The organism is Ekhidna sp. (genome assembly GCF_040223195.1).
In the GTDB taxonomy this organism is placed as follows: Bacteria; Bacteroidota; Bacteroidia; order Cytophagales; family Cyclobacteriaceae; genus Ekhidna.
The window spans coordinates 329516-344691 of record NZ_JAVKDX010000015.1 but is presented as its reverse complement, the minus strand read 5'-3'; the positions used below and the strand labels follow the sequence as shown (position 1 = coordinate 344691).

The following is a 15176-nucleotide window of genomic DNA, read 5'->3' as shown; positions in this document are numbered from 1 at the left end:
TGTCTTTCGGTAAAATTTCTACTGGTTTTTAGGCTAGTCCATCTTGAGCCTAAGGTTACCATAGCTGGAATCGATCCGGATCATTTTGTTGGGGTCGCCTTTCCCGATCTTTCCCTTGTAGGTGCTCCGGTTGGATTCTTTCACCCGATAGTTGAAGGTGGCGTCCACATCTGAAGAGATTTTCAGGTCTGCGAAAGAAAATTCAGCATTGATGTCCGCATTGATGCCGTCAACCAGGCCGATTTCATAGGAGCCAAACTTTCCGTCGATATCTATCAGGGTAAATGTTTTGGCAAGCCGGTCTATGCTAAAATCCCCCAGATAGCTACAGTCCAGTTCGAGACTCCCTGTTAGCTCCTCAATGTCGAATCCTGAGAAATGGGCATCCGCATCAATTTTTCCTGCCTTCTCTATTTCCACTTTTCCATATTTACTTTCCAACTCCAGATCGTCCACCTCCCCAATTTCAATATCTGAAAACCCTTGGGTCAGGTCCAATCTTTCAGCCCGCTCTATTTCGAAATTGCTGTATTTGATGGTAGCTTCCCCACCTTTAATGTACCCTACTCCGCCACTCCCAAAGGAAAGTTTGATCCTGGAGTCGCCACTAACGTCACCTACCCGCATAGAGCCGTAGGAAACATCGATGTTCAGATCATTGCTCCGATTGCCCATGGTCACATCTCCAAAGCTGTTTTTGATTTCCAGGGGGTTGCTTTCAGGCATATAAATCGTATAATTTATCTCAAAGCCTTCTTCATTCTTGTTTTTGGCATCATCGATTTCCGTTTCAAACACAATCTCGGCACTGCCTTCGGTGATGTCTATTTGGATGGCATCCAGGATTCTTTGTGCCCGGTCTTCGGTACGTCCCTTGCCTATGATTTCCACTTTGATTTCAAATTCGCTTTTCGTCCAGGAGTTGATCTCCACCTTTCCAAACTTGTTGTCAATTCTCAGTTTGGTGGTAGCACTTACTTTGTAATTTTTCTCTACAAATTTCTTTTTTTGATCCTGGTCACGAGCCGTTACTGCTACTGCTATCAGCATGCATAAGGCCAGTATGCTATATTTCAATTGATATGTCGCTTTCATTGTTTTGGTCTTTAATGTTTTGTAAAATGTCCAGTTGTCTGTTCAGGATTTCGAGTCTTAGCTGCAGGTTACTAATCATCGCATCCATCACCCGGTCATTGGAAGCATTGGTTTGGTAGGTTTTCTTCAGTTCCACATACATAGAATCGAGTTGGTCGATTTCTACCAAAAATTGTTCTTGTTGCTCAGGGGTAAGCTGCTCACGGATCGCCTGCCTCTTTTGTGAGATCAGGGTCACATAGTAGTCTTCAGCTTGAACGAATTCTTCACTTAGCACAGCACCTTCCTCCATTTCATTCATGTTTCTATCCACCATCAGGTAGATGGTAGATGCCATGAAGAGGACAGCAGCCACTTTCCACATGGTGGGCCAGATCGAATGCTTCTTGCCAAGTTTCTGATCAATCTTGCTCCATGCTTTTTCCGAGGGAGCCGCATCGTCAAAGGCATCCCTGTTTCCCATGATGAATTTTTCCAGTTGATCACCCATAGTTTACCTCCTGTGTTACAATCATTTTCAATTTGTCTTTTGCCCGCTTGTACTGAGATTTGGAAGTTGATTCCGTAATGCCCAGTATTTCGCCAATTTCCTTGTGATCGTACCCCTCAAATAAGTAGAGGGATAAAACCGTCCGAAAACCGGATGGCAATTCGTTCATTGCTCTTTTGACCTGCTCCACGGTATAGTTCGGCTCGGTCTTTTCCGGTTCAAATTCGCTGGCATCTTCTTTCATGTCTTCCACCAGCATCAGGTCCCTTTTTATGCGCTGCACCTGATTCAGCGCTTTGTTTATCACGATACGCTTTAGCCATGCCCCAAAAGAGGCGTCTTCCCTGTAGCTGGTCAGGTTTTGAAAGGCGCTTACAAATGCATCCTGCAATACATCTTCAGCGTCATTTGCATCACCCATGATCCTAAGCGCAGTGTTATACATCGCTTTGCTGTACAGCTTGTAAATTTCAAACTGTGCACTGCGATCATTTTCTCTGCACCTGGCTATCAGGTCGGCATGAATATTTACCGTGTTTGCTTCCAATTTTCAGGTTAGTTCATGGTAAAGACTGGCAAAGGGAACTTGGGTTGCATGTTGTTGTTAATTTTAGCCGATAAGATTGAGAATATGAAGAAACTACTTTGGCTGGTTTTACTTTTTTCCGGGATGGCCGCCGCGCAAGAGATGGATACCGTCGCTGTTGATACAGTGGAAAAAGAGCCTCCTCCCTACTATCTGGGTGTTTATGTCACAGGAAGTATCAGTCTTGAGCCAAGTTCGCCAGATCAAAATATCATAACTTCATTCGGTTTGGGTGTACAATATCAGAAATGGATGTTAAGCTTTAGTATTCACGACTTTCGCGGCAGCTACAAAACGTATGTGATATTCCCCAGCGTGTTTGAGTTGGACTATAGATACAGTGGGCCGGAGGTTGCATTCCAGGCTTTCGAATCAGAATGGGTCGGTGCAATGCTGTCTGCCGCATACCTGAGAGGTGATATGGTTTGGAAAAATATGAACACTGAGGAAAATTTTCTAAGGGATGAATTTGATTTACTGAAAGGGGCAGTCAAGGTAGAACTACGAAGATTCAGGTATGCTAAACCTCATTTAGCAATTGGTTATCAGAAAGTTAGAAATTTGAACTTGGACAGGATTGGCACCAATGACTTTTCCGGGCTTTTTGTTGCGGCGGGAATCAGGATTGGTTATTTTAACCAATAACTTATTTATTCATAGATATTTAGGCTTGTTTAATTAAACTTGTACAAGAATAATAGCGTGGAATATGAATAGCTTTTTTCGTGTGTGTTGCACCGCATTAGCCCTTACTTTATTCGTGGAGGTGCAGGCTCAGAGAGTTTATAAGATGTATAGTGACGCGGAGGAAACCTTCTACGAGGAGAGGTTTGGTGAAGCATTGAAGCTCTACCAGGAAATCGAAGAGGTGGAGCCCAATTATGAAGATATCCAATACAAAATGGAGATCTGTAAGCTCCTTTCCATAACTCAGTATGAAGATATGGCACCATTTGAAGGCTATGAAGCGGTCATGGCGGAGCGTGATAAATTCTACTACTATTGGCAGGGAAGGATTCTTATGAAAGAGTACATGTTTGAAGAAGCTCTGGAGTCCCTCAAAAAATTCATCAACCTGCCTGCCAAGAAAAGTGATGAAATCATGGAGGAGGCTCGCAGGTGGGCCAATTGGGCCACCAACGCAAAGAAATACATGGACAATCCGGAATTCTACGAGATCCATTTGCTGGAAAATGGTATCAATACCGAGGTGGCTGAGCTAAGTCCGGTATATTTTTCAGACAATGAGGAACTCATGTTTCTTTCCAATCGGGACGAAAGCAATCCTGACCAGTTTCAAATCTATCACACCAGGCACGAGGGGAGTAGAAAATGGTCTGAGCCAACACCGATCTATAATGTAGGTACTTTCACACGGGATAATTCCAATATTGAAGTGGTGGCAGAGGATGGCAGGCTGTTCCAATTTAGAACTGACAAAGGGGGTGACCTTTTTTACAGTGAACCTACCGACAGCAAAACCGGATGGACAGCTCCAAAGGAATTTGATAGTAAAATATCTTCCACACATCTAAGCTCTCACTTTTTTATCAATGAGCATGAGGATCGGATCATCTTCGCCAAAGATGTCGGGAACAAGAAAAATCCTAATCTGGACTTATTTCAATCCTATCGAGACCATGAGTCTGGTAAATGGAGCAAACCAGCGCTCTTTGCGACCTCTATTAACAGTAAATACAATGAGGATAGCCCGTATCTCAGTCCCGACGAGATGACACTTTACTTTGCCTCCGATGGACATGAGACTATGGGCGGGTTTGATATTTTCAAGTCAGAATTTGATACGGTAAGCCAGACCTGGTCAGAACCGGTGAACCTTGGCTTTCCAGTAAACTCTCCAGACGATGAAATTCATTTTAAACTGAACGACGACCAAATGTCGGGGTACTTTACCTCCAATCGACTCCATACCATAGGGGACTATGATATCTTCTTTTTCTGGGAAATACACACCGTTAAAGTAAAAGGCAGAGTGATCGATGGGCCAACCGGAAAACCAATCACCAATGCCCGTATTTTCTTCCGTCCGATAGAATACACAGATATGTATTTCTTTTCTCCGATTGACGACAAGGGTCAATACCAAATGGAGATCAATGCGGACGATGTGTATGAAATCGAGATAAAAATGAATGACACCAAGGAGATAATCAGCCTGGAGGATTTTGAAATTCATTCGACTGGAGGTGCAAATACCACCTATTTGAAGGATTTTTATATAGGGGAGGTGCCTGAGCAGCCGATTGTGACGACCAGGCCTGCTTCCACTACACCTACAGTCCCAAAACCAAATGTACAAACACCTCAACCACGGAAAGAATCCAAAATTCAGGATCTGGGAAGAATGGATAGCCCAAGTGATCGGGCGGTGGTGCGCAATATCTATTTTGATTTTGGAAACACAAAAGTTACAGATGAGAGCCTGCCAATCTTGAGGGCCATTCGTGACAAAATGAACGAGTATCCCCAGATGAGGATCGAAATTGCTGGCCATACGGATAATATTGGCGATGATCAAACCAACCTGTGGGTGTCTCAAAAGCGGGCAGATGCGGTGAAGAACTGGCTTGTTCAGAATGGCATTGCAGTAGATCGTATGATCGCCAAGGGGTATGGTGAGTCTCAGCCAATGGCGACCAATGACAATGAAAAAGAGGGCAGAGAGCTCAATCGAAGAATAGAAATTATCGTCCGGTAAATAGCTGCTCTTTTTTTATATTAGGACAAAATAAGCAGCATGTACATCTCAATTATTGCTGGTCTAGGACATTATGTACCCGATAATGTTGTGACCAATGACGATCTGTCCAAAATGATGGACACTAGTGATGAATGGATCATCGAGCGAACAGGTATCAATGAGCGCAGATGGATAGATCCCAAAACAGATGATAGCCCATCAACCATGGGTACCAAAGCAGCCAGAGTTGCCATCAAGAATGCCGGGCTTACCCCTGATGATATTGACTTTATCATTTTCGCTACACTGAGCCCGGATTACTATTTCCCCGGACCCGGAGTGATGGTGCAGGATCAGCTGGGAATCAAGGAAATTGGGGCTCTTGACGTGAGAAATCAGTGTTCAGGGTTCGTATATGGGCTATCTGTGGCAGACCAGTTTGTCAAAACAGGAATGTATAAGAATGTTTTGGTAATAGGAGCTGAAAATCACTCTGGGGGATTAGAAAAGTCTACAAGGGGAAGAGGTGTCACGGTGATCTTTGGAGACGGGGCAGGCGCTGCTGTAGTTTCACGATGCGAAGATCCAAACAGAGGAATTTTATCGACGCATCTCCACTCTGAAGGAAAGCATGCTGAAGAACTTGCCCTCATCGGACCCAACACCGGAAGATGGGTGCCTGAGATCATTGCAGAAAATGACCCGGAAGACTCATCCTACTATCCATACATGAATGGAAACTTTGTGTTTAAGCATGCGGTGACCAGATTTATGGAAGTAATAGGAGAGGCTCTCATAACCAATAATAAAACACCTGAAGATATCAGTCTTTTGGTTCCCCACCAGGCCAACCTGAGGATAAGCCAGTTTGTACAGAAAAAGATGGGCTTGTCTGACGATCAGGTGTATAACAACATCATGCGATACGGCAACACTACCGCCGCTTCCATCCCGATAGCCATGAGTGAAGCCTGGCAGGAAGGAAAGATAAAGGAAGGGGACTTGGTGTGCCTTGCAGCATTTGGCAGTGGATTTACCTGGGCATCAGCCCTAATTAAATGGTAGGTATGCCTACTTTATCCTAATTCCCAATTGGACAAAACACACGTTTTCATCGATTAATAAAAGTCTATCCTTTTTTTAATTGCATTTTATGAAGAAGTTATTTAATTATTTTAATTATTTACTTGAAATAATTAAATTTGTTCCCAGCAAAGTATAATCAACCATAAAATCTAAAAACCTAAAAGATGAAATTCGTTAAAACTCTACTTGGAAAGTCTACAGACGAAAACCAGCTAAAATTGAAAAAGGAAGCTACCGGGGAATGGGTCGTGAGAAAAGGTTCAACTGTGTTGTATATCGGATCAAGAGATAAATGTGAGACCTACATGAGTCACGCGTTGTAAAAAACCCAGCAAAGGGAGATACTCATCAAACAGGCAATGTCTACTCACCAGGCATTGCCTTTTTTTATGCCTGCTTTTTACTAAATATGAAAATTTTTATAAAAAATATGATTTTTAATGAAACATTATTATTATATTCATGTTTAATATTTAAATCATACAATTTTTAAATAAAAGTTATTCTTGATATGAGCATTTTGGATCTTTTTTCAGGCAAACGAAACTCCTCACGGATCAAGCTTGTAAAGGCTGATTCAGGTGAGTGGATGGTGAAAAAGGGTCATCGGACGCTTTACGTAGGTTCTAAGAGAAAATGCGAACTATATCTGGAAAACACTTTAATGATGTAAAACTTAAATTATACTCACCATGAATTTCTTCAGATTATTCGCAAAAAGAGACAAGAATCGAATTCATTTGACAAGATCCCAAACAGGTGACTGGATGGTAAAGAAAGGCTTTAGCATCCTGTATATCGGCAGCAAGGAAAAATGTGAGACATTTATGAGACAGACGCTCAGCGTCTAGCTATGGAGAATAATCATTGGCCGTCTATCAACTGGTAGATGGCCTTTGTGATTTCCTGAGGGTCGGTCCAGGGTATGAAATGGTTGACCCCATCCAGCAGATTCACCTCCAGCAAGGAATCTGATATCATACGTTTTGCAAAAGCTGCATTTTCTTTAGGTACCAGCGAATCTTCAGTTCCCTGAATGACAATTGTTGGTACCTTTATTTTATCCCACAAGGGGAGCATCAGTTCCAACTCTCCCCTTAGTGCCAGGATTTCGTCATTGCTTACCTCAAATTCTTTAGGAGTAAAGAAGGCACCCACTTGCGTTTTTATCGCACCCCGATACCATTCTTCCTCTTCCAGCGACGGATCGATGGATGGAGCCACCAAAATAATCCCGTCAAAATCTTCTGGGAAGTCCATAGCCATGCGGGCTGCTACCGGTCCGCCCAGCGAGTGCCCGATAAGTATTTGCTTCTTTTTAGGAAATTGGCTTAGTACACGTTCAATTAGAAGAGCCTGCTTTTCCAGGGAGGGCTCAGCTTCTCCAAAACCGGAATCACCGAATCCTGGCCGATCCACAGAAAGCATATCGAAATCCCTGAGTAATGAATCGACCTTAAAAAAATCAATGAATGCATTCCATGATCCGGGCGACCCGTGAATAAAAACCAGTTGAACATCTTTCTCCTGTTCAGTGTAGGCATAATGCATGTTCCGGCCATCTACAAGCAGGTCTCCAAAGCGAATTTCTATCGGTACATCTTCCAGTGATTCTCGCGCATCTTCATCCGCAACCCGAAACTGGCATGCGCTGATGAGGACGATTATTAGGAGTGATTTTTTCATTTGCGGAAGCTCAGCCAATCGTATGCATCGGGCTATATTTGCCGTCTATGTCTGAAGGCATCATTTCTACCGATTTTCAATTTAAAGGACAAACCGGAAAGTACACTGGAAAAGTTCGTGAGGTCTATGAATTTGGCGACAAGCTTGCCATGATCGCTACGGATCGTATCTCAGCCTTCGATGTGGTGCTGCCCAAGCCGATTCCCTACAAAGGTCAGGTTTTAAACCAGCTTGCAGCGAAATTTCTGGAGGCGACCAAGGACATTGTACCGAACTGGGTGGAGAACTCTCCACATCCCAATGTGACTTTTGGAAAACGATGCGAACCTTTCAAAGTGGAAATGGTGATCAGAGGCTATCTGACTGGCCATGCCTGGCGTGAGTATAGAGATGGCAAACGCATACTGTGCGGTGTGCGCATGCCGGATGGGATGAAAGAGAATGAAAAATTTCCTGCACCAATCATCACACCTACAACCAAGGCCGCCGAAGGACACGATGAAGATATTTCAAGGGAAGAGATTCTGAAACAGGGTATTGTGACAGAGGCGGATTATTTCAAGTTGGAGGACTATACCCGAAAACTGTTTGACAGGGGGACGAAAATAGCTGCTGAGCGAGGGTTGATTCTGGTGGACACTAAATATGAGTTTGGGAAGTATAAAGGAGAGATATATCTGATTGATGAGGTGCACACACCGGATTCTTCCCGATATTTCTATGCCGAACCATATCAGGCATTGCTTGATAAAAATGAGCCACAGAAGCAACTCTCAAAGGAGTTTGTGAGGCAGTGGTTGATATCAGAGGGTTTTCAAGGCAAGGATGGTCAGCAGATACCGGAAATGACCCAGGAGCGGATTCAGCAAATCTCAGAGAGATACATCGAACTTTATGAGAACATCTCCGGGGAAAAGTTTGTTAAAGACGAATACTCAGATAAATTAGCCCGAATTAAAGCGAAAATTACTCAAATTGTAGAATAAAGAATTATGGAATTTACGGTAGACAAATACGAAAACTATTCAATGGCTAAAATCAATCAGGAAAAGGTTGATTCAACAATTTCTCCGGAATTGAAGTCTGAGTTTATGAACCTGGCTCAGGATGGAGTGAAAAGCCTGATCGTGAATATGGAAGATGTGAAGTATGTAGATTCCAGTGGTCTGAGCGCATTGTTGGTGGGCAATCGATCTTTTGGTGAGACCGGTGCTTTTGTGCTTTACAATGTAAATGACCATGTGATGAAACTGATCTCTATCAGCCAGCTGGATAAGGTGATGACTATCGTGGCGGGACAGGAAGAAGCCGCTGATGTGGTGCTAATGACAGAGATCAGCAAGGGACAGGGTGCGGAGTAAATTTGAGCCTTGAACTACTAATACTCGGATCCAACTCTGCGGCGTTTGCTCATCGCAGGCATCATACTGCACAATTATTTAAACTTCAGGATCAGCATTTTCTTATTGATTGTGGGGAAGGCACCCAGCTACTGATGAAGCGGCATCAGGTCAAGCTTTCTCGCATCGATCACATCTTCATTTCCCACCTGCATGGCGACCATTATTTTGGCTTGATTGGGTTACTGTCTACCATGCACCTTTTTGGGCGGAAAAAGGAACTTTTGCTGGTTGGGCCTCCGGGATTGTCAGAGATCATCCAGTTGCAACTGCGGTATTCGGAAACCTCACTCAACTTCCACATACGTTTCATTGAGTTTAAACCCGGCCAGTCTGAGGTGGTGATGGATCACCCCAAGTTTACGGTGACTACCGTACCAATGGATCATCGGGTTCCATGCTCAGGATATCTGTTTAGGGAAAAACCAAAGAAGCGCCGCATTGACCGGAAAATGATGGAGGATGTGAAACTGTCCCACCTGGATATTTCCAGGCTGAAAGACGGACAGGACATCCTGAATGAAGACGGATCAGTGAAGTATGAAAACAAGCTCCTGACCAGTGACCCGAATCCGAGTTTTAGCTATGCTTTTTTCTCCGATACCAAGCTTAGACCTGAACTGAAGTCTATGATAGAGGGGGTGGATATGCTGTATCATGAAGCGACCTTTGCCAACGATATGAAAGACCGGGCGGAGCAGACCTATCATACCACCGCCGAACAGGCGGCTCAGTTTGCGAAGGATGCAAACGTGGGTAAGTTGATCCTTGGACACTTTTCGGCACGCTATAAAGAGCTGGATCCGATAATTAATGAGGCTCGGGCCATTTTCCCGAATGCGGAGCTGGCCATAGAGGGGACAAAATTCATTGTGGATGGGAAATAAAAAACAGAACCTCTTTATCATCCTTGGTGCCATCTTTCTCACCAACGCCATTCTGGCCGAGCTGATTGGGGTAAAGATCTTTTCGCTGGAGCAAAGTCTGGGTTGGGAGCCTGCCAACCTCAACATCTTTGGCTATACGCTGGATTTCAACCTGACTGCTGGGGTCATGATCTGGCCGGTGGTCTTCATCACCACAGACATCATCAATGAATATTTTGGAAAAGCTGGCGTGCGAAAAATAAGTTTCATCGCTGTGGGGTGCATCACATATGCTTTCCTGATGATCTGGCTGGTGACGAAGCTGAGCCCGGCGGCTTTCTGGCTGGATGTGAATAGCACCGATCCGGATGGCAACTACTTCAATATGAACTTTGCTTTCAATAAAATATTTACGCAAGGCCTGGGGATCATCATCGGTTCCATCATCGCTTTCCTGATCGGACAGTTCCTGGATGTGATCATCTTTCAGCGTCTGCGCAAGGTGACAGGTGAGAAGATGATCTGGCTGAGAGCTACGGGCTCTACGCTCATCTCTCAGCTTATTGATAGCTTCGTGGTGCTGGCCATTGCTTTTTACCTGCTGGCTCCTGCGGGGAGCCGTTGGGATTTCTCACAAGTAATGTCCGTGGGGTCACTCAACTACATCTACAAATTCATTGTAGCTATTGCCCTGACTCCATTGATTTATTTGGGGCATTTTCTGATTGATCGATACCTGGGGGAGGACGCAGATCGCATCAAGGAGGAGGCGAGCCAGAGTAGTTTTTAGGGTCACCCCCTGGCCCCCTCAAGGGGGAACATCCCTTTAGATCAATTGGATTCTTTTCGCTTATACAGTCCGTCAAAGGCGGGTGTCCAGGTTTTCCCTTCATCCGAAGAGCTCTCAAAAAGCTGCCTCACCGTTCCATCTTCATTGAGCGTGAACGTCAGCCTGGAAAGTGTCACCGTGCCCTGAGGAGTCATAAAATCACTGACGAACTGTAGCATACCTTCCTCACGTTTGGTCTCTACATAGTTGTAGACATCCCCACCGCTACCTACCCAGTGCTGGTGCCACTTCTTATCCACCGGGCTGTAGAAATTGATGCTTTGACCGGAGTAGTTTCCTGCAGTGATGTAGTTTTCATGGATTGCACAACCGCCCTGGGCCATCGTGATGGAATTATCACCCACCTTTCTCGGCCCTACATAGACATCCCACTCCCCAATCCAGAAATCAAAATGTCTGCAATCCGGATCGCTGAGGCAGGGGTATGCATTCAATTCTACTTTACTCAGCACTTCCTTGAATCGCTTTTCGTCCTGATACGGGGCAAACTCCGTATCCGATTGCAACCGGGCATAGGCGAAAAGCCCGTTGGCCGCTGCAGATTCGAGTGTTTGGTACATCATGCCAGCATCACCTTGGAGCGCGTAGATTTTAGCCACATTGAAATCCACAAAAAATGGGTTGAAATTAGTCTCTTTGGCTTTGGCGAAGCTGCTAAGCGCTTCATCATAATTCTCCAGATTTTTCTGGCTGGTAGCGAGGTTATACCAGGCTGCCGAGTCGTCTGTGTTTTTCTTCAGGTATTTGGTGTAATCCTTTACCGCACCAGCCCAGTCCTGATTATTAAATTTTTCTGTTGCACTTTCCATGAGTGTTTGTCCATTGAGTTCCATTGCTGCCATGAATGCGATGAGTAGAATGATCTTTTTCATTTGTATTGTTTTGATAATCACTAGCAACCTATGCTCAGTGGAAGTCAAAGAGGTCTAATCCGATAATATTTTACCTGATTTTAGGCTGGGACTGCATGAAACTCACGGTACTCACTCGGCGACATACCAGTGTGTTTTTTGAAGGCATTGTTGAAGGAGGCCTTGTTGTTGAAACCGGTATCGTATGCTACATGGATGATCTTGTGATCAGATCCGATGAGCAATCTTTTGGCGTCAGCTATTCGATAGGTATTGATGAAATCCGAGAAATGCTTCTCCTCCTGCTCGTTGATCACCTGGGAGATATGGTGCGGCTGTAGTTCCAGTTTGTCTGCCACGTCCTGCAGTTTTAGCGAACTCTGCAGATAGATTTTTTCTATTTCCATTAGCTCCCTCAGCCTTTTGGCGATGGAGTGGCTGGCGGATTCATTGAGGGCCGACCGGTCGTAGCGGGTGCTTTCATTCATCTTCAGCACTTCCTGTTTTTGAAAACCATGATAGCCGATGAAGTAGATAAAAAAGGAGGAAGCCAGCGAGATCATGTAGTCGTATTCGATTTGCAGAAGGCCGGTCCATACCATCACATAATAGAGCAGGAAGCTCGCCGAATAACCAGTAAATGCCCAGGCCACTTTTTTCCGCCATCTATATTGCCTGAGCGCGCCATTGCTGTAGCCTTTGTTTTGCGAAAGCCACAGGAAAATAGCCGTAGTGTAAGCCGCCAGATGAAGTACCTGCACCATGGCGATGACAAACCCGTTGATCAGGCGAGGCGGGGCGTCTGCCATGAAATGAAGGACGTAAAGAGCAAAGGGAATAAAATGCCAATACTGAATATACGATGACCTGCGATCTGAGCGAAGATAGAAATAGGTGAGGGGGCCAAACAAAAACGTGAGGCCCTGTGCGGCTCCCAACTGCCAGGGAAGTACCCGGAAATAGCCCGTCCAGAAGATGACATAGTAGATCATGCACATGCTGAAGCTCAGGATGAGTGCCCCCAGCAGGCTATTGGTTTGCGAACGCCTGGCAAAGAGCAGGACACTCAGAAACACCCCCTGCATGGCTGCAATGAGGAAGATGATCGTCCAGCTATTGAAGGAAGGCTCCATGAAGTGAATTTACTGAAAAACAACCGGAAGGGGAGAGGTACTTATGCGATCATGTAAATGGTCTTTGCAGTGATGCAACTACTCTTTGCATTCATGTAAGTACTCATTGTTGCGATGCAAGCAGGCCTTGCAGGGATGTAACAGGTTCTTGCAATGATGTAAGATGTCTTTGCTTCAATGTAAATGCCTTTTGCGATCATTTAAGTGGTTATTGCTTTGATGTAAGGGCTTCATGCAGTGATGTAAGTGGTTTATGTGACTCTTGGGAACTTTTTACTTACCACCATTCCCCCTTGAGGGGGACGAAGGGGGTGATGGAAATGGAGGAACGCCAAGCCGAAAATCTTGATCGTTTGGTTTTTAGCACAAGCGGACGCTTGCGCTAGTTGGGGATTTTAGCGGTTTCAAATGCGTGCTTGGATATCTCATTTAAATGATTTTCCAGCTTTTTATTGAAAGTGTCCCTGTCAAATAGATTGTTAATGTTAGCTGATGCCTCTCTCTCTAAGAAATACTTTAAGTAAGTATCTGTAAAGTTCGCAAAGAACATTCTCGAGAGTTCGCAAAACCCACTTGCGCTGGCTGCAGACTTCCATTCATCAAAAGAATTCTGATCTGTTTCGAACTGAATTTGAGTCTGAATTCTATTCTTTTGAGACCACTGACTTATTGTGTCAATCAGCGCATGATTTGCGAATGATGAATATTCCTTTGACTCAGTATTTTGATCAATAAAGTCTCTTATTTCTTTGGATAGTTTTAGCAGGTTAAAATTCCTTGGAAGATCTATGCCATGTTCTGCTAAAAAATCACTTGAATCTTTTTCACGAGCAGATTTAGATAGGAGAACTAGGAATTTAAACGCAGATAAAACTCCCTGATCAGATTCAATATTGTCGTAACGCTTAAGGACATTTTTGGTGGTTTGATTTGCTATTTTGGCAATGGTGTCTTCATCAGAAGTAAAATTGGCCACTTCTTCGACAATTGATCTCCACTTTTTGGATTTGGGTAGATAGCCTATTCTTTCATGTCCCATTTCTCCATAAATATACCCAAAACGGCGTTATCCATCACCTAATGAGCGAACGCTTGCGCTGGTGGGATTGAGATCATTTCCCCCTTGAGGGGGATAAAGGGGGTGATTGAAATCATTTCCCGTCTTGAGGTGATTGAGGAACGCTAAGCCCGAAGCGTCATTCCGGCCCTACCAGCGGCAGTCCTGAGCCGGAATCTTCATTGCTTGGTTTTAGCACAAGCGGACGCTTGTGCCAGTATGTAGCTAACCTTTCACCGACCCGACCCCTTCTGTCATTTCGAGCGAGGTGAGAAATCTTTACCTTCTCCGACTGAGAAACTCCTCCAACTTCCACCAATAACTTCCCGTATCTTTCCATCATGCGTATTGTCATCATCCTTGTTTTGCTGGTGTTTAGCGGGTTGGCCATGGTCATATTGCCGGAGAGGCCAGCCACCCGCATCCATGGCGTCAGCCTGGTGAACCCGCCCCGTCCGATCGAAGCGGCTACCATGGGGGAGGTGAAGCGGGTGAATGCCCGGTGGGTCGCTTTGATCCCGTATGCCTTTTCCCGTGAGGGTGAGCCACGGGTTTCTTTCGATCATTCTCATCAGTGGTGGGGGGAGCACTCAGCGGGCAACTGCACACTCATACAGTATGCCCACGATCATGGACTGAAGGTGATGGTGAAGCCGCACGTGTGGGCGCAGGGAGCCGGATGGGTGGGGGATTTTACCCTAAGCACCGAGGCAGACTGGGAGCTATGGGAGGCCGACTACACCCGATACATTATGAAACATGCCGCGAAAGCCGACTCCATGCAGGTGGAGATGCTGTGCATCGGTACGGAGTTTCGCATCCCCGCAAAGGAGCGGCCGCAGTTTTGGCGTTCACTGATCGGGCAGGTTCGGGAGGTGTATAGCGGTCAGATCACCTATGCGTCTAATTGGGACAACTATGAAAACATCACCTGGTGGGATGCGGTGGATTACATCGGGATAGACGCCTATTTCCCCCTAGCAGATGGGGATCACCCTAGCATTGAGCAGATCAAAGCCGGGTGGGAGCCGATCAAAAAGAGCCTTGCTGTTTTTTCTAAAAAGTGGGACAAACCCATCCTCTTTACTGAGTATGGGTTTCAGAGTGTAAATGGGGCCGCAGGACGTCACTGGGAGGTGAATAAGTCTGAAGCAAACGTCAATCAGCAGCTACAGGCCGATGCGTATGAGGCGACCTTTCAGGCGTTTGAAAATGAAAACTGGTGGGCAGGAGGGTTCTTCTGGAAATGGCACTTTACCACACGCCACTGGGGGATGCGAGGCACAGAATGGACCCCTCAGGGGAAGCCAGCAGAGGAGGTGATTGCAAGATGGTATGGAAAGGATTAAATGGGAGTCACCCCCTGACCTTCAGT

At 45.2% G+C, this 15176-nt stretch carries 19 protein-coding genes; 11 read left to right on the top strand and 8 right to left on the bottom strand.

What is annotated here, in order from left to right; all coding sequences use genetic code 11:
* Positions 1-33 precede the first annotated feature (33 nt).
* Genes RLN88_RS08830 through RLN88_RS08820 form a run of 3 tightly spaced genes read right to left on the bottom strand, consistent with a single transcriptional unit; the run spans position 34 to position 2132 of the window.
* Positions 34-1095, bottom strand: coding sequence for a DUF4097 family beta strand repeat-containing protein (locus RLN88_RS08830; RefSeq protein WP_350221029.1), 1062 nt, complete (start codon positions 1093-1095; stop codon positions 34-36).
* Positions 1067-1585 (bottom strand): hypothetical protein, encoded by a 519-nt coding sequence (locus RLN88_RS08825; protein WP_350221028.1) that lies wholly within the window; start codon positions 1583-1585, stop codon positions 1067-1069. Before RLN88_RS08825 ends, RLN88_RS08830 begins: the two co-directional genes overlap by 29 nt.
* Complete coding sequence (locus RLN88_RS08820; protein ID WP_350221027.1) at positions 1578-2132, bottom strand: RNA polymerase sigma factor; 555 nt, start codon at positions 2130-2132, stop codon at positions 1578-1580. The genes RLN88_RS08825 and RLN88_RS08820 overlap by 8 nt, the downstream gene beginning before the upstream one ends.
* 84 nt (positions 2133-2216) lie before the next feature.
* Between RLN88_RS08820 and RLN88_RS08815 the strand changes: the two genes are divergently transcribed.
* The 6 genes from RLN88_RS08815 (at position 2217) to RLN88_RS08790 (ending at position 6809) form a co-directional block, all read left to right on the top strand.
* On the top strand, positions 2217-2816 hold the full coding sequence (locus tag RLN88_RS08815; protein ID WP_350221026.1) for a hypothetical protein: 600 nt from the start codon (positions 2217-2219) through the stop codon (positions 2814-2816).
* 64 nt (positions 2817-2880) lie between these two features.
* Positions 2881-4890, top strand: a complete 2010-nt coding sequence (locus RLN88_RS08810; RefSeq protein ID WP_350221025.1) for an OmpA family protein — start codon at positions 2881-2883, stop codon at positions 4888-4890.
* A gap of 39 nt (positions 4891-4929) precedes the next feature.
* Entirely contained in the window at positions 4930-5937 is a 1008-nt protein-coding gene (locus RLN88_RS08805; protein ID WP_350221024.1) for a 3-oxoacyl-ACP synthase III family protein, read from the top strand.
* 185 nt (positions 5938-6122) lie between these two features.
* The gene (locus RLN88_RS08800) at positions 6123-6281 is read left to right on the top strand and encodes a hypothetical protein (protein WP_350221023.1); all 159 of its coding nucleotides are present in this window, start codon (positions 6123-6125) and stop codon (positions 6279-6281) included.
* A 188-nt stretch (positions 6282-6469) separates the two neighbouring features.
* Positions 6470-6631: a hypothetical protein gene (locus tag RLN88_RS08795; protein WP_350221022.1), complete on the top strand. Its 162-nt coding sequence runs from the start codon at positions 6470-6472 to the stop codon at positions 6629-6631.
* 19 nt (positions 6632-6650) lie between these two features.
* Complete coding sequence (locus tag RLN88_RS08790) at positions 6651-6809, top strand: hypothetical protein (RefSeq protein WP_350221021.1); 159 nt, start codon at positions 6651-6653, stop codon at positions 6807-6809.
* A 13-nt stretch (positions 6810-6822) separates the two neighbouring features.
* Here the strand turns inward: RLN88_RS08790 and RLN88_RS08785 are convergent, their stop codons facing one another.
* Positions 6823-7644: an alpha/beta fold hydrolase gene (locus tag RLN88_RS08785; protein WP_350221020.1), complete on the bottom strand. Its 822-nt coding sequence runs from the start codon at positions 7642-7644 to the stop codon at positions 6823-6825.
* Positions 7645-7691: 47 nt separating this feature from the next.
* Between RLN88_RS08785 and RLN88_RS08780 the strand changes: the two genes are divergently transcribed.
* Genes RLN88_RS08780 through RLN88_RS08765 form a run of 4 tightly spaced genes read left to right on the top strand, consistent with a single transcriptional unit; the run spans position 7692 to position 10700 of the window.
* Positions 7692-8630, top strand: coding sequence for a phosphoribosylaminoimidazolesuccinocarboxamide synthase (locus RLN88_RS08780; protein WP_350221019.1), 939 nt, complete (start codon positions 7692-7694; stop codon positions 8628-8630).
* A 6-nt stretch (positions 8631-8636) separates the two neighbouring features.
* Positions 8637-9005: an STAS domain-containing protein gene (locus tag RLN88_RS08775; protein ID WP_350221018.1), complete on the top strand. Its 369-nt coding sequence runs from the start codon at positions 8637-8639 to the stop codon at positions 9003-9005.
* Between the two features lie 2 nt (positions 9006-9007).
* The gene (locus tag RLN88_RS08770) at positions 9008-9931 is read left to right on the top strand and encodes a ribonuclease Z (protein ID WP_350221017.1); all 924 of its coding nucleotides are present in this window, start codon (positions 9008-9010) and stop codon (positions 9929-9931) included.
* Positions 9921-10700: a queuosine precursor transporter gene (locus tag RLN88_RS08765; RefSeq protein ID WP_350221016.1), complete on the top strand. Its 780-nt coding sequence runs from the start codon at positions 9921-9923 to the stop codon at positions 10698-10700. Before RLN88_RS08770 ends, RLN88_RS08765 begins: the two co-directional genes overlap by 11 nt.
* 41 nt (positions 10701-10741) lie before the next feature.
* Here the strand turns inward: RLN88_RS08765 and RLN88_RS08760 are convergent, their stop codons facing one another.
* The 4 genes from RLN88_RS08760 to RLN88_RS08745 form a co-directional block, all read right to left on the bottom strand.
* Entirely contained in the window at positions 10742-11632 is an 891-nt protein-coding gene (locus RLN88_RS08760; RefSeq protein ID WP_350221015.1) for a tetratricopeptide repeat protein, read from the bottom strand.
* Positions 11633-11712: 80 nt separating this feature from the next.
* Positions 11713-12744 (bottom strand): helix-turn-helix domain-containing protein, encoded by a 1032-nt coding sequence (locus RLN88_RS08755; protein ID WP_350221014.1) that lies wholly within the window; start codon positions 12742-12744, stop codon positions 11713-11715.
* A 382-nt stretch (positions 12745-13126) separates the two neighbouring features.
* Positions 13127-13783, bottom strand: a complete 657-nt coding sequence (locus tag RLN88_RS08750) for a hypothetical protein (protein ID WP_350221013.1) — start codon at positions 13781-13783, stop codon at positions 13127-13129.
* A 157-nt stretch (positions 13784-13940) separates the two neighbouring features.
* Positions 13941-14159, bottom strand: a complete 219-nt coding sequence (locus RLN88_RS08745; RefSeq protein ID WP_350221012.1) for a hypothetical protein — start codon at positions 14157-14159, stop codon at positions 13941-13943.
* Between RLN88_RS08745 and RLN88_RS08740 the strand changes: the two genes are divergently transcribed.
* Positions 14143-15150: a glycoside hydrolase family 113 gene (locus RLN88_RS08740; protein WP_350221011.1), complete on the top strand. Its 1008-nt coding sequence runs from the start codon at positions 14143-14145 to the stop codon at positions 15148-15150. The genes RLN88_RS08745 and RLN88_RS08740 overlap by 17 nt on opposite strands.
* Positions 15151-15176: the final 26 nt, after the last annotated feature.